The 15132-nt window shown below is 58.0% G+C and carries 12 protein-coding genes and 2 pseudogenes; 7 read left to right on the top strand and 7 right to left on the bottom strand.

All coding sequences use genetic code 11. The features are described from left to right. The first annotated feature begins 1224 nt into the window (after positions 1 to 1224). From rfbB to DU29_RS1000000131790, 5 genes are all read left to right on the top strand, one after another. Positions 1225 to 2307: a dTDP-glucose 4,6-dehydratase gene (gene rfbB / locus DU29_RS0124590; RefSeq protein WP_028624098.1), complete on the top strand. Its 1083-nt coding sequence runs from the start codon at positions 1225 to 1227 to the stop codon at positions 2305 to 2307. Next, positions 2304 to 3179: a glucose-1-phosphate thymidylyltransferase RfbA gene (gene rfbA, locus DU29_RS0124585; protein WP_028624097.1), complete on the top strand. Its 876-nt coding sequence runs from the start codon at positions 2304 to 2306 to the stop codon at positions 3177 to 3179. Before rfbB ends, rfbA begins: the two co-directional genes overlap by 4 nt. A 46-nt stretch (positions 3180 to 3225) precedes the next feature. After that, the gene (gene rfbD, locus DU29_RS0124580) at positions 3226 to 4092 is read left to right on the top strand and encodes a dTDP-4-dehydrorhamnose reductase (RefSeq protein ID WP_028624096.1); all 867 of its coding nucleotides are present in this window, start codon (positions 3226 to 3228) and stop codon (positions 4090 to 4092) included. 832 nt (positions 4093 to 4924) lie between these two features. Next, positions 4925 to 6289: an ethanolamine permease gene (gene eat, locus DU29_RS0124575; protein ID WP_028624095.1), complete on the top strand. Its 1365-nt coding sequence runs from the start codon at positions 4925 to 4927 to the stop codon at positions 6287 to 6289. Between the two features lie 124 nt (positions 6290 to 6413). Next, positions 6414 to 6581, top strand: a complete 168-nt coding sequence (locus tag DU29_RS1000000131790) for a DUF2897 family protein (RefSeq protein WP_081832539.1) — start codon at positions 6414 to 6416, stop codon at positions 6579 to 6581. A gap of 177 nt (positions 6582 to 6758) precedes the next feature. Here DU29_RS1000000131790 and DU29_RS01000000130390 read toward each other — a convergent pair. Then, positions 6759 to 7610 (bottom strand): annotated as a pseudogene (locus DU29_RS01000000130390) (urea carboxylase-associated family protein). Positions 7611 to 7802: 192 nt separating this feature from the next. Between DU29_RS01000000130390 and DU29_RS0124560 the strand changes: the two are divergent. Next, positions 7803 to 8360: a TetR/AcrR family transcriptional regulator gene (locus tag DU29_RS0124560; protein WP_028624094.1), complete on the top strand. Its 558-nt coding sequence runs from the start codon at positions 7803 to 7805 to the stop codon at positions 8358 to 8360. A 39-nt stretch (positions 8361 to 8399) separates the two neighbouring features. On the opposite strand, the gene DU29_RS0124555 is transcribed toward DU29_RS0124560, so the two are convergent. Further along, positions 8400 to 8651, bottom strand: a complete 252-nt coding sequence (locus tag DU29_RS0124555) for a hypothetical protein (RefSeq protein WP_028624093.1) — start codon at positions 8649 to 8651, stop codon at positions 8400 to 8402. A gap of 120 nt (positions 8652 to 8771) precedes the next feature. Here DU29_RS0124555 and DU29_RS0124550 point away from each other — a divergent pair, with 120 nt between their 5' ends. Then, positions 8772 to 9644: a WYL domain-containing protein gene (locus DU29_RS0124550; protein WP_028624092.1), complete on the top strand. Its 873-nt coding sequence runs from the start codon at positions 8772 to 8774 to the stop codon at positions 9642 to 9644. 72 nt (positions 9645 to 9716) lie between these two features. Here the strand turns inward: DU29_RS0124550 and DU29_RS1000000131000 are convergent, their stop codons facing one another. The 5 genes and pseudogenes from DU29_RS1000000131000 to DU29_RS01000000130375 all read right to left on the bottom strand — a co-directional run. After that, complete coding sequence (locus DU29_RS1000000131000; RefSeq protein WP_028624091.1) at positions 9717 to 10715, bottom strand: hypothetical protein; 999 nt, start codon at positions 10713 to 10715, stop codon at positions 9717 to 9719. Then, on the bottom strand, positions 10715 to 12280 hold the full coding sequence (locus DU29_RS0124540; protein ID WP_236645646.1) for a hypothetical protein: 1566 nt from the start codon (positions 12278 to 12280) through the stop codon (positions 10715 to 10717). Before DU29_RS0124540 ends, DU29_RS1000000131000 begins: the two co-directional genes overlap by 1 nt. 236 nt (positions 12281 to 12516) lie before the next feature. Continuing rightward, the gene (gene fabF, locus DU29_RS0124530; protein WP_028624090.1) at positions 12517 to 13791 is read right to left on the bottom strand and encodes a beta-ketoacyl-ACP synthase II; all 1275 of its coding nucleotides are present in this window, start codon (positions 13789 to 13791) and stop codon (positions 12517 to 12519) included. 30 nt (positions 13792 to 13821) lie between these two features. Then, positions 13822 to 14619, bottom strand: coding sequence for an SDR family NAD(P)-dependent oxidoreductase (locus tag DU29_RS0124525; RefSeq protein ID WP_028624089.1), 798 nt, complete (start codon positions 14617 to 14619; stop codon positions 13822 to 13824). A 315-nt stretch (positions 14620 to 14934) separates the two neighbouring features. Beyond that, a pseudogene (locus tag DU29_RS01000000130375) lies at positions 14935 to 15132 on the bottom strand (IS30 family transposase); the annotation flags it as partial.

Below are 15132 nucleotides of genomic sequence, written 5' to 3'. Positions count from 1 at the left end.
TGGGGGGGGGTTGGGTCGGACGCGTTCTGAATGTTGGGCGTTGATCGCAACGGCGGTGGGTCAGGCAACATCTATATCGCCTGACAAGGCCTCATCGCGGGCAAGCCTTGCTCCCACAGGGATCGCGGTTGTCTGGGTGAATGCGTTCCACTGTGGGAGCGGGCTTGCTCGCGAAGGCGGTCTTCCATTCAGCCTGATTCTCGCGAATGTACTCGGTTCACTGTGGGAGCTGGCCTGCCGGCGATGGCGGTGGGTCAGCTGATATCCCTATCGGCTGACATGACCCTTTCGCGGGCAAGCCTTGCTCCCACAGGGGAACGCGGTTACTTCAATGAATGCGATCCACTGTGGGAGCGGGCTTGCTCGCGAAGGCGGTCTTCCATTCAGCATGATTCTCGCGAATGTACTCGGTCCACTGTGGGAGCTGGCCTGCCGGCGATGGCGGTGGGTCAGCTGATAACCCTATCGGCTGACACGACCCTTTCGCGGGCAAGCCTTGCTCCCACAGAGATCTAGGTTGTCTGGGTGAATGCGGTCCACTGTGGGAGCGGGCTTGCTCGCGAAGGCGGTCATCAATTCAGCCTGATCCTCGCGAATGTACTCGGTTCACTGTGGGAGCTGGCCTACCGGCGATGGCGGTGGGTCAGCTGATATCCCTATCGGCTGACACGACCCTTTCGCGGGCAAGCCTTGCTCCCACAGTGGACCGCGGTTATTTCAATGAATGCGATCCACTGTGGGAGCGGGCTTGCTCGCGAAGGCGGTCATCAATTCAGCCTGATCCGCACGAATGTACTCCGTCCACTGTGGGAGCTGGCCTGCCGGCGATGGCGGTGGGTCAGCTGATATCCCTATCGGCTGACACGACCCTTCGCGGGCAAGCCTTGCTCCCACAGGGATCGCGGTGGTCTGGGTGAATGCGATCCACTGTGGGAGCGGGCTTGCTCGCGAAGGCGGTCATCAATTCAGCCTGATCCGCGCGAATGTACTCGGTTCACTGTGGAAGCTGGCCTGCTGGCGATGGCGGTGAGTCAGCTGATATCCCTATCGGCCGACACGACCCTTTCGCGGGCAAGCCTTGCTCCCACAGCGATTGAGGTGGTCCCATTAGTGCTTGCAGCTCGACAAAATCCAAATCGGATCAACACTTCTATTGCACTCCCCCGCCGCTGCCGACAAGCTATGCCCATTTGCGTTATCGACTTCCGAAAAAGGCTGGCCAACATGCGTATCCTCATCACCGGCGGTGCCGGTTTCATTGGCTCCGCGCTTATCCGCGAGCTGATTCAACACTCCAGCCATGAAGTGCTGAACCTGGACAAGCTGACCTACGCCGGCAACCTTGAATCGTTGACCAGCATCGCCAACGACACGCGCTATGAATTCGTCCAGGCCGACATCGTCGATCAGGCCGCCGTCAGCGCCGTGCTCGCGCGGTTCCAGCCGCACGCGATCATGCATTTGGCCGCTGAATCCCACGTCGACCGTTCCATTGACGGTCCGTCGGACTTCATCCAGACCAACATCGTCGGCACCTACAGCCTGCTCGAAGCCGCCCGCGCCTACTGGCAGACCCTCGCCGAGCCGGAAAAAAGTGCGTTCCGCTTTCACCACATTTCCACCGATGAGGTCTACGGCGACCTGCATGGCGTCGACGATCTGTTCACCGAAACAACGCCCTACGCGCCAAGCTCGCCCTACTCCGCCAGCAAAGCCGCGTCCGACCACCTGGTCCGCGCCTGGCACCGCACCTACGGTTTGCCGGTGCTGTTGACCAACTGCTCGAACAATTACGGCCCGTTCCACTTCCCTGAAAAACTGATTCCGCTGGTCATCCTCAACGCTTTGGCGGGCAAACCGCTGCCGGTGTATGGCAATGGTCTGCAAGTGCGCGACTGGCTGTTCGTCGAAGACCACGCCCGTGCGCTATTGAAAGTCGTCACCGAAGGCCAGATCGCCGAAACCTACAACATCGGCGGCCACAACGAACAGACCAACATCGACGTGGTACGCGGTATCTGCGCGCTGCTCGAAGAATTGGCGCCGCAGAAACCTGAAGGCATCGCGCACTACGCCGACCTGATCACCTTCGTTCAGGACCGCCCGGGCCACGACCTGCGCTACGCCATCGATGCCAGCAAGATCGAACGCGAACTCGGCTGGGTGCCGCAAGAAACCTTCGAAACCGGCCTGCGTAAAACCGTGCAGTGGTACCTCGACAATCTGGAATGGTGCCGCCGGGTTCAGGACGGCAGCTATCAGGGCGAACGACTGGGCGCCATCAATACAAAGGAGTTGCTCGCATGATCAAGGGTATCGTTCTGGCGGGCGGCTCGGGCACGCGTCTGCATCCAATCACGCTCGGCGTGTCGAAACAGCTGCTGCCGGTGTACGACAAACCGATGATCTACTACCCGATCTCGGTGCTGATGCTGGCCGGCATCAAAGACATTCTGGTGATCTCGACGCCACAGGATTTGCCGCAATACCGCAATCTGCTGGGTGACGGCAGCCAGTTCGGCGTGAACTTCAGTTACGCCGAACAGCCAACACCGGATGGCCTGGCTCAGGCGTTTTTGATCGGCGAAGAGTTCATCGGCAATGACCCGGTGTGCCTGATCCTTGGCGATAACATTTTCCACGGCCAGCACTTCGGCGAACAGCTGCAGAGCGCGGCGAAACGCGCGTCCGGCGCGACTGTGTTCGGTTATTGGGTGAAAGATCCCGAGCGCTTCGGCGTAATCGACTTCGACAGCGAAGGCCGCGCCCTTTCTATTGAAGAGAAGCCGACTAAACCGAAGTCCAGCTATGCCGTTACCGGTTTGTATTTCTACGACAACGACGTGATCAAGATTGCCAAAGCGGTCAAGCCTTCGCCGCGCGGCGAACTGGAGATCACCGACGTCAACAATGCTTACCTCGAACGCGGTGATCTGCAGGTGGAGCGCTTCGGACGCGGGTTTGCGTGGCTCGACACCGGCACCCACGACAGCCTGCTCGAAGCGTCGCAATACGTACAGACCATCGAGCATCGTCAGGGTCTGAAAGTCGCGTGTCTGGAAGAAATCGCTTACGAACACAAATGGATCAACCGCGAGCAATTGCTGGAACGCGCGCGCTATTTCGGCAAGACCGGTTATGGCCAGTACCTCGCCAAACTGGCCGGGGAAGAACAATGATCCTTCAGTACGCGGATGACACCCCTCAAGCGCAAGACTTGAGCGCATGAGAATTTTGATCAGCGGCCAGCACGGTCAGGTCTCCCGTGAATTGCAGCGTCGACTGAGCAGCCTCGGAGAAGTGATCGTGCCCGGCCGCGACCAGCTCAATCTGCTGCAACCGGAGCAGATTCGCCAGCAGGTGCGCACGATTCGCCCCGACCTGATCATCAATGCGGCGGCGTACACCGCCGTTGATTTGGCGGAAAGCGAAGCGGACGCAGCGTTCGCCATCAACGCCACGGCGCCCGGATTTTTTGCCGAAGAAGCGCTGGCGCTAGACATTCCGCTGATTCATTACTCCACCGATTATGTGTTTGATGGCACCAAGGTTGGCGCGTACACCGAAGACGATGTCCCCAATCCGCTTGGGGTTTACGGTGCAAGCAAACTGGCGGGGGAACGGGCTATCACCGATGTGCAGGGTAAACACCTGATCCTGCGGACCAGCTGGGTTTACTCGACGCATGGCCGCAATTTTTTGCTGACGATGCAGCGTCTGTTGCAAGAGAAGCCGGAGTTGCGGGTTGTTGCGGATCAGATCGGCGCGCCGACCTGGGCGGGTACGATTGCCGAGAACACTTTGGCGCTGATCGAACGCTGGCAATCGGGGACGTCCGCCTGGGGCACCTATCACATGACTGCTCAGGGTCAGACTTCATGGTTCGGGTTTGCCCAAGCGATTGGCGAGGCGTTGCGTCAGCAGGGTAAGCCTTGCGCGGAGTTGCTGCCGATTCCGTCCAGCGACTACCCGACGCCTGCCGCCCGACCACTGAATTCCTGTCTGGATTGCAGGCGGCTGGAGCGGGATTGGGGTGTTACTCAGCCGGATTGGCAGGCCGCTTTGCGTGAGTGTCTGGCCGAACAAACTTAGCCATCACAACCCGGACCTGTGGGAGCGAGCCTGCTCGCGAAGACGCCGTGTCAGCCTACATCCATGTTGACCCGGACACCGCCATCCCGGGCAAGCCCAGCTCCCACAGGGATCGGTGGCGTCAGGGCTAGCGCATTTCATTGTGGGAACGGGCTTGCTCGCGATGGCGCCGTGTCAGCCGACATCCATGGTGACCCGGACACCGCCATCGCGGGCAAGCCCAGCTCCCACAGGGATCGGTGGCGTCAGGGCTAGCGCATTTCATTGTGGGAGCGAGCCTGCTCGCGATGGCGCCGTGTCAGCCGACATCAATGTTGACCTGAACCACCGCCATCGCGGGCAAGCCCGGCTCCCACAGGGATCGGTGGCGTCAGGGCTAGCGCATTTCATTGTGGGAGCGGGCTTGCTCGCGAAGGCGCCGTGTCAGCCGACATCCATGTTGACCCGGACACCGCCATCGCGGGCAAGCCCAGCTCCCAGAGGGATCGGTGGCGTCAGGGCTAGCGCATTTCATTGTGGGAGCGAGCCTGCTCGCGATAGCGCCGTGTCAGCCGACATCCATGTTGACCCGGACACCGCCATCGCGGGCAAGCCCAGCTCCCACAGGGATCGGTGGCGTCAGGGCTAGCGCATTTCATTGTGGGAGCGGGCTTGCTCGCGAAGGCGGCATTACGGCCTACACTGCCCTGAACTGACGCACGAAACACGCGTTTCCCACGCAAATCATCCCCGATACGACCCCTTCCAGCGCTTTACGACCTCCCCCAACACACTGGCACGCCCACTGCACGCGCCCTCCCCCGAGCTTTCCAACCGTTCAGGGAGCAAACGCATGAACACACAACTCAAACCTACGCTGGGCACGTTGCACCTGTGGGGCATTGCGGTAGGACTGGTGATTTCCGGTGAATATTTCGGCTGGAGTTACGGCTGGGGGGTGGCCGGTACGCTCGGTTTTCTGGTGACGTCGTTTATGGTCGCGACCATGTACACCTGCTTCATCTTCAGTTTCACCGAGCTGACTACTGCGATTCCCCATGCCGGCGGGCCGTTTGCCTACAGCCGGCGTGCCTTTGGCGAGAAAGGTGGACTGATCGCCGGACTCGCGACGCTGATCGAATTCGTCTTCGCCCCGCCCGCCATTGCCCTCGCAATCGGCGCCTACCTGAACGTGCAATTCCCCGCGCTCGATCCAAAACATGCAGCAGTCGGCGCATACATCGTGTTCATGGGCTTGAACATCCTCGGGGTCAAACTCGCGGCGACGTTCGAACTGGTGGTCTGCGTGCTCGCCGTCGCTGAGTTGCTGGTGTTCATGGGCGTCGTCGCGCCGGCGTTCAGCTTCAGCAATTTCGCCCTGAACGGCTGGGCCGGTTCCGACGTGTTCGGCGCTCCGGCGATCGCCGGGATGTTCGCAGCGATACCGTTCGCCATCTGGTTTTTCCTCGCCATCGAAGGCGCCGCCATGGCGGCCGAAGAAGCCAAAGACCCGAAACGCACCATCCCCAAGGCTTACATCAGCGGCATCCTGACCCTTGTGGTGTTGGCGATGGGCGTGATGTTCTTTGCCGGTGGCGTCGGTGACTGGCGCACGCTGTCGAACATCAACGATCCGCTGCCGCAGGCGATGAAAACCGTGGTCGGCGAAAACTCCGGCTGGTTGCACATGCTGGTGTGGATTGGCCTGTTCGGTTTGGTGGCGAGTTTCCACGGGATAATCCTCGGCTACTCGCGGCAGTTCTTCGCCCTCGCACGCGCCGGGTATCTGCCGGCCTCGCTGGCCAAACTGTCACGCTTCCAGACGCCACACCGGGCGATCCTCGCGGGCGGCGTAATTGGTATCGCGGCGATCTACAGCGACGGTTTGATCAACCTCGGCGGCATGACGCTGACGGCGGCAATGATCACCATGGCCGTGTTCGGTGCGATCGTGATGTACATCATGAGCATGCTCAGCCTGTTCAAACTGCGCAAAACCGAACCGAATCTGGAGCGCACCTTCCGCGCGCCTTGCTACCCGCTGGTGCCCATCATCGCGCTGGTGCTGGCGACGGTGTGCCTGGTGGCGATGGTGTGGTTCAACACGCTGATCGGGCTGATCTTTCTCGGTTTCATGGCGGTGGGTTTCGTGTACTTCATGCTGACCGCGCAACTGCGTGCAGATGCGCCGGCGGATGCGATGTTGACTGGTTCATAAAAACACCGCCGCGTGGAAAGCGGCCAGGCATAGAATGGAACCACTGCGGCGATCAATCGCTCAAAGTGGTATGCACGATCGGTTGGCGAAACGCGCCAACCGGCCTGCCCTCAAGGAGAGCCCTATGCCCTGGTATGCCTGGTTGATTCTGGTTGTTGCGATCGGTTCGATCGTGGGTGGTCTGATGATGTTGCGCGACACCGCCAACAAAGTTGATCTGACCGATGAGCAACGCAAACGGGTTGCTGAACGCAATGCCCAAGCGGATGCCAAGGATGCGCAGGATCGGTGAAGCAACCCTCGCGATAATTCTGTAGCAGCTGGCGAAGCCTGCGTCCGGCTGCGAAGCAGTCGTAATCATCTACTCCGGTTTGTTTGATACACCGTATTCGTTGGGTTTACGACTGCTCCGCAGCCGGACGCAGGCTGCGCCAGCTGCTACATGTTCGTTGGCGCAGCCTAGGGATCTTTACTTCTCCCAATCCGCCTTCGCAATCTGTAACCCATGCATCCCGTCGTACGCCGCACGCTCCGGCTGGCTCCAGCCCTCCAGCAACGAATCCTCCAGCCGATAAATTTCCACTCCTCACGGACGACACACGCTAAGCGGATCCTGCGCTTCCGGCCCCCACATCGCCAGCGACAGATCGCCACCCGGGCACGTCGACAGCGCGCACAACAGATCGATCTCGGCAAAAAACTCCAGGTAATCGCCCTTCTGCGCCGGACACGCTTTCATGAAATACATGTCGTCATGATTCAACCCGGTGCACTGGAAAATATTCAAAACATCATGCACATCAAACTCGGTTAGGCCATGCGGCAACACCGCGCGGGTCAGGTTGGAATGACAGTGATGATGGAAATCCTCGCCCGTGAGCATCTTGTTCACATACGGGTCGCAGCGAGTGCCCAGCAAATCGTGTAACCGCCCGCCATGCTCATCTATGCCGTAACCCGCCAGGCTGTCATCGGTGATCGTTACCAGAGGCCGCAGGAAAGGCAGATTCGACCACAGCCGGTCATGAGTGCTGACATGCGCACCTTGCAACTGCCGGGTGCGCGCTGCCCATAAACGTTCGCGCGGATCGTTGGCATTCCACACATTGAAATCACCCACTTGCGGGCCGACCGGTGTGGTCACTCGAAACACATGCCCGGCCGGAACCTTCCAGGCGCGGCCGGTACGGATCGGCACCTCAAACTGCTCAATCAGCGTACGATCCGCTTTATTGTTCCGAATCCTTTCATAAAACGCCTTGTCCACCTGCAACGCAGAGCCTTTGCTGACTTGATAGGCCGCCGGATAATCTTTGTACATGGCACAAAATCCTTGATCAGTGACGGGAAAACGCTGTTACACAGCGAACGCGTTCGAACAAGTAATCACTATTCACGCCACCCGCGATGATTGCCCCATATCGGCATCGATGTATCTGCATTTTTTGCGGTAGAAGTACAATCACCATGCAATTTTCATTAGTTAAGATGGAACATTGTTGGGGAGATTTTAATGCGTTACTCGCGGGACCATAAAGCCCAGACTCATATTCGCATCGTCAAGGAAGCTGCTGCGCGCTTTCGCCGGGACGGAATCGGCGCGACGGGGCTGCAACCATTAATGAACGCACTGGGCCTGACACACGGCGGTTTTTATACGCATTTCAAGTCGAAAGACGAACTGGTGGAGGAAGCCCTGCAAGCGGCCGGCGAGGAGGTGGATGCACGTTGTGCGATGCTGTTTGCTCAAGAGTTTCCGCTGGAGGCCTTCATTGACAGCTATCTGTCCGAACGTCACCGGACGACCCCTGAACAGGGCTGCCCTCTGCCGACGATGTCATCGGAACTCGGCCTGCTCGGACAACACAGCCCGACCACCGATGCCGTGCTCCACGCCAGACTTAGACAAATCGAAAATACACTCGAAGGCGACGACGCCGACCATCGCAGCCTCGTCATCATGTCGACCCTGGTCGGCGCGCTAATGCTGTCACGCAGCGTCAAAAATCCCGAGCTGGCTCAGAAAATTCTCGACGTTGCACGCGAATATCTCAAAAAGCAGCAGAGCTGAGATTCAGTGAAGTTCTGGGGCATGCGAAATTGTTGTCGCTTAAGCCGGCACCAGTGCCTGTAACAACACCAGCTTTCTTTCGAGTTGTTCAACATGTGCTTTTTCGGCTCGGAGCGCCGAGCGTAGTTCTTTGTTTTCCTGCTCCCAGATACGCGCCCACCGCGTTGTGATCCTGCAAGCAACCACCATTTGCCAGATTTCCCGCAGCCTTAAGTATTGAAACAGCAGCACCAAAGCAATCGCGCTCAATACCAATAGAGCTATTGCGGAAACCGCATCCGACATCGTCATTTCCATATCCTTTTCGTAGGTTCGGGTAACACCGAAGACAACCGAAGAATATGTAGTCTTTTACGACACGTATAGAATGTATACTTGCACAGGTAAACAAATCACTCATATGGAAATGGCATGAAACGCGACCAAGACATCACCACAGTCAGGTGGGATCTGGCACTTCGCTACCGTTTGATCGAGACCGTTGCCTGGTGGGAAGGCCGGCTGACAACGGGCCACTTGATCCAGAGCTTCGGCATCAGTCGGCAGCAGGCGTCGAAAGACATCAACGCCTACATCAACGACCATGCGCCTGAAAACCTTACATATGACAAGCAGATCAAAGGCTACGTACCCAGCCCGAAGTTCAAGCCGCGCTTCATTGACGACAGCGCAAACGCCTACCTGCACCTGCTGAACCAAACCCACTCCCGCGCCGAACACGTTGAAGGGTTGGCGTTGGCTTACGCCCACACACTGGTGCTGGAAGTGCCTGACAGGACGATCCGTCCAGAAATCTTGCGCCCGTTGCTCAAGGCCTGCCGGGATGGTTTGAGGCTGGAAGTGGAATACGTTTCGCTGGCGAATCCCATCACGGAGATTCGGCTAATCGCGCCGCACACGCTGATTTATACCGGGATGCGATGGCACGTTCGGGCCTATTGCGAGAAGAACGGCCAGTACCGCGATTTCGTCCTGAGTCGCCTGCGCGGCGTTCCGGAGCTGCTCGGCCAATCCCCTAATCTCATCGTTGACGATATCGACTGGAATACTGAAGTGTCGGTGATTATCGAACCCGACTCGCGCCTGAGGCCTGAACAGAAAGAAATTATTGAAGCGGACTTCGGCATGAAGAATGGCGCACTGACAATTCCCACTCGCAGGGCGCTGATGGGGTATGTGCTGCAAAGATTTCAGATCGATCCGAAAAAACTCGACCCCAAGCCAGCTGCGCAGCAGATCGTGGTCAAGAATCTGGATGAATTAAAACCCTGGCTGTACGTGTGATACGACAGTGCTGACACACCTACGCGTCGGCACTGTCGTGAGGCAGCGCGCCTAAGCGCACAGCCACTCCAGTTAAATGATTCCGGCGATATTCAGACCCAGCGCAATACTGGATATCACGGCGATGCCAGCAACAACTGCCACCGTACGCACGAGCTTAGCGTATTGGCTCACACTCAACGCCGCCTGTTCGCGCAACTGCGCAAGCTGCGTCCCTGAGTCCTGCTTGAATTCCTTGAGCTCCGCGACACGCTGCAAGTCCAATTGCTGGGTCATTTGCAAGGTTGCCAGAATCTCCTGGATAGCCTGGTTCTGGTTTTGATCCGTGATCGCTTTTTCCTGCAACCGCTCGTCAATCGAGGCCAGACGCTCGGACTTGCTCTGCAGCAACTTGTCGATGGAGGCCAGACGTTCGGTCTTGGTCTCCAGCAACTTGTCGATGGAGGCAAGTCGCTCGGTCTTGTTCTCCAGCACCGAATGAATCTGGCCGATGTCTTTACTCTGCCTGGCGACTATCTCAGCCTTATGATTCAACACCGTCTTGATGCTGGCGATATCGTTGCGGCTTTGCTGGACGACTTCGGCCTTGGCGGAAAACTCCAGTTTGAGGCTGTCGATATCCTGTTTGTTGAGATCGATGCGAGTCTGAGTCGACTTGGATCCTTCGGCAATCTTGCAGAAAATACCATGGGCCCTGTCGGCGAAAGCCTTCCCGGTTGCGCTCAGTTCCTGAGTACGACCTTCGGAATCCAGCCAACCGTTTCTGGCACTGATCTCGAGCTCACTGATAACCGCCGCCAAAAAGGAATAGCTCATCGTGTTAAGCGTGATGATTTCCTGAATCAGACCCAGCATCAGCTCATTGATTTTGTTCTGAGATTTGGAGATATCGACCAGATCACTTTTGGAGCTGCTGAAAATACTCTTGAGCGTGCCCCGCCCCTCTACGCGTTCGATATTGCTATTCGAATCCTCAATGCTGCGCTCAATGTCTTTGATGACATTGAGCAGATCCGACGCAATAGTAGTGGGCGTCATGTTGGTCTGGGTGATCAGTTCCTTGGCACTCATTAAAACAGCTCCATCAAATCATCGAGTTTAGTAACAGCATCGCGGTATCCCTTGACCTGAACGTCGGTCACGGCCTTCTTTTCCTGCACTTCGTTCCAGCTATCAGAAAACTGCACGCGCAGTACCTCGGCGGTCACAGTCATGTTCCGGTAAGCGTTATCGATCAACAGCACCGACTGCTTGATTTTCAACAGCCCCACCGTTTGACCGCGGTGGACATCGGCAACCTGCTTGTTCTGGAAACTGATCGAGTCGCGCAGGCGATCAAAAGCCATCACCGTAAAGAGCGTGAGGGTACCGGTCAGGATGCCGGTGATAACCGGGGCAAGCGTCGCAGCAAATGGCAAAAACACCGGGATCGCTTCCAAAGCCTTCTGGATCACTTCCTCCAGCGCAAGGCCCACGCACAGGGCAACCGAGGCGCCGAAAATCTTCATTACCTCCAGCGCAATCTCGCCCGCAGGCGTGCCTTCTGGAGGGGACATGATCAACTTGGCAGCACGGACGAGAGAGAGAACGACCTCGCGGATGATGCGCACGAGGTTCTTGGCGGTGGTGATGAAAGAGTTGATGACCAACGTGACCAACGTCGAAATAAACCCACTCAAACCGGCGCTGAGCCCCTCTTTCAAGTACTCGGCCCACTTCTTTTTAACACGCTCGAACGTGGCGTGAATGCGCTCTTTGACCAGCTCCATCAACGACTTCGCGCCGTTGAATCCTTCGCGAACCAGATAGCGAACGTCTTGAACAAGGTCAGTGATCAGGTCTTTGAGCAGTAAGCCAAGTATCTGCCTGGCTATGAGTTTGGACGAAGTCTTGGCACCCTCGACCATGAACTCACCCGCTTGCTTGTAGAACACGGCCTTGTTCTGAGTGCTGTCGACAGCACGCGTCGCCGTGCGGTGTTTTGCGATCAACGTGTCGGGGTCGACTTCGTAGTATTGAGCATTGGTCTTGCTCGGATCCTTGGTACTAGGCTCGGCCGCCCACTTGAGCAAGTCCTTCTCACCCTTGGATGAGTTCATGTTAAAACCGGTCAGCACGACGTTGTCGTTCAGCGTCGCTGTATCAACCCGCTCTTCGCGAGTCTGCCCGAGATGCCCCTTGGCGGAACGCTCAATGCTGCTGGCGCTGACGACGTGGTCTCGCGCAGAAATACGCGGTCCTTCCGGAAATTCAGCGTCAACCTTATAACCGTCATAGAACTTGCCGTCGGCGCTGCGCATGTCGTCATGCGCGCGGTCCAGCGCTTTATCGTAGTCATCACGATCAAAGGTCGATTGGTTGGCTTGCTGCCAGGCCGTGTGCCGAGCGCCATCAGCATCGTTGGCGACCACGCCCTTGTCAAAGTTGTGCAGGGTGGTGATGTCACCGCCGTCGCGGTCGGCGAACATCGCTCGGGTCAGACCGAACGGCCCCATCAACTGGTCAATCATCATGCTTTGGAAAGCATCGACGAACTGCGCCTGCTGCTGCGCATTGGGAGCAGCGTTGATTTGTCGAATCATCTCTTCGACCTGATCATCAATCTGGACTATCAGATCATTGGAGCTGGTGTGCATAGCGTTCCCTTGCGGTGTGTCGTCGAGCATGTTCGCGCGCGCGGCCCCTCCTGAGAGCAGACGCACAAGTGTGTACGCGCGAAGCCTCGATCCTTGATGGCGGAATTGACGCTGTAGCCGTGATGGTTATGCAGATAACGGCAGCGCGGAGCAAAACTTTAGAGGGCGGTGCGGCAAAAAGCTATCACCGCACCGCTTGGGATTTTGGAGGGGGGACAAGGACATTCAGACTCGGTCTAACCCTCCCAGCGTTTGAACAACACGCTGGCATTCACGCCGCCAAAACCAAAGCCGTTGGACAGCGCATACTCGATCGCCATTGGCCGCGCCTGACCCTGCACAATGTCCACCCCATGGGCGGCCGGATCGGGGTTATCCAAATTGAGCGTTGCCGGCACAATCTGATCGCGAATCGCCAACAGCGTGAAGATCGCCTCCAGCCCGCCCGCCGCGCCGAGCAAATGCCCGGTGGCCGATTTGGTCGACGTCACGGCGATTTTGTTGTCTGCACCAAACAACGCCTTGATCGCCGCCAACTCGCCCAAGTCGCCAACCGGTGTCGACGTAGCATGCGCATTGAGATGCTGGACCTGCGCCGGTGAAACGCCCGCCTGAGCCAACGCCAGCGACATCGCCCGGCGCGCACCGCTGCCGTCTTCCGGCCCTGCCGTCAGATGATAAGCGTCGGCGCTGGTGCCATAACCAACCAGTTCCGCCAACAGTTGCGCGCCCCGCGCCAACGCATGCTCCAGCGACTCGATCACCAGAAGCCCCGCGCCCTCGCCCATCACAAAACCATCACGATCACGATCGAACGGTCGCGACGCACGCTGCGGTGTGTCATTGAAGCCACCCGACAACGCACGCGCCGCAGCGAATCCGGCCAGACTGACGCGATCAATCGCCGCTTCTGCCCCACCACACACCGCAATGTCCGCCTCGCCACAACGAATCAGCCGCGCCGCGTCGCCAATCGCCTGAACACCCGCCGCGCACGCCGTCACCGGAGCACCCAACGGACCTTTAAAGCCATGCTGGATCGACACATGACCCGCCGCCAGATTCACCAGAAACGATGGGATAGTGAACGGCGATAAACGCCTCGGGCCACGGGTGTCGGTTGTTCGCACGGCGTCGGCGATCGCGCCGAAGCCACCGACGCCAGAACCGATGATCGTCGCCGTGCGTTCTTGGGCCTCTGCGGCTTGTGGTTGCCAACCCGCCTGCACAAGCGCCTGACGCGCCGCCTCCATGGCGAACATGATGAAACGATCCATCTTCTTCTGTTCTTTCGGCGGCGTCGCGAGGTCCGGATCAAAACCCGCCTCGGCATCTTCAGACATCGTCGGCACCGCGCCGCCAACCTTCGCCGGCAAATCCGCCACGACCTCGTCCGGCAGATTCCCCAAACCAGACTGACCGGCCAACAACCGCGTCCACACCGCCTCGACCCCGCAGCCCAGCGGAGACACCAAACCCATTCCGGTTACGACAATTCGACGATCACTCATAACGCAACTACCTCAAACAAATGGAGTACCTCACTTCATATAGCGCGAAGCGGCCGTACTTTTAGACAGGTTCGGCGCCATCACAAGACGCGCCGCTACAAAGGCATCCCACTCGCCAGCATTCGACAGAGAAGGAATGGTGATCAGCTCACCCTGGTCCAGACCCGACAGCGCCGCGTCGACCATTTCACCTGCGTCCATGACCATGGTGGCCGGGATCTGGTCAAGGTCCAGACCCGCACGCTCCCAGATCCCGGTGCGTATCACGCCCGGTAACACCGCTTGCACCTTGACACCAGTGCCTGCCAATTCGGCATTCAATGACTGAGTCAGGCTTAGAACATATGCCTTACTGGCGCTGTAGGTCGCGTTGAAGCGTTCAGGGATAAGCGACACTGCCGAACCGAGATTGATAATCGTGCCTCGGCCAGCCTTGCCAAAACCGAAGGCCGCCGCCGATGCCAATCGAGTCACGGTAGTGACATTGAGCTGAATCAACTGCTCGAGTTGATCCAGGTCCGCGTTAGCGAGCAAGCCATCTGCCCCCACGCCTGCGTTGTTGACCAACAGCGTGATGCTGGAATCGCTGCGCAGACGTTGCTCGATTTTCAGCACGTGGTCTTTTTGGATGAGATCAGCTTTGATGACTTCGACCTGGATACCGTGTTCATTGCGCAATTTGATGACCGATGCCTCGAGTTGCTGGTCATCGCGGTCGACCAGCAAAAGGTCAAACCCACGGGCGGCCAACCGTTGAGCGTAGATCGCGCCAATCCCGGAGGATGCACCGGTGACAAGGGCTGTGCCTTGGGGTTGGGAGGAAGTCATTGGGGTGCTCCTGAGTGAGCGGGACGATGTGGGGTGAAGGCGTCGCAGCGCAAGATTATAAGCGTAATTTGGCTGGGATATTACAGGCGTAATTTTTTGTTTCTGACGAACGGTATGGAGCCAGGCTGTGGGTGGCCGAAATAGAGAGGACCACCGAAATACCGGTAGTTGTCGGTGAAAAAAGCCATGACAAGGAAATTTTCGTATGGAAGCGTCTATCTCAGCTGTTTCAGCCCTTCCGCGCTTGCGATTCAGCTATCAATGCGCAAAAATGAAAATGTAACCTGCTGGTTGCAGGATCTGAGTGCAACACGGTTATTGAATTGAAGCGGGAGCATCATGCCGCATCACCACGGCTTCTTGCATCACTTCGCCCATCACCTCGATCGGGCATTTGAAGTCGAAGCGTTTGCGCGGTCGCATATTCAGTTGCAAAGCGATGGCGTCCAGGGCTTCCTGACTATGCACCGACAAGTCCGTGCCCTTGGGCAGGTACTGGCGGATCAGTCCATT

This window comes from Pseudomonas sp. Ant30-3 (genome assembly GCF_000690905.1).
GTDB lineage: Bacteria > Pseudomonadota > Gammaproteobacteria > Pseudomonadales > Pseudomonadaceae > Aquipseudomonas.
The sequence above is the reverse complement of the archived record's forward strand: the minus strand, read 5'-3'. Positions and strand labels throughout refer to the sequence as shown.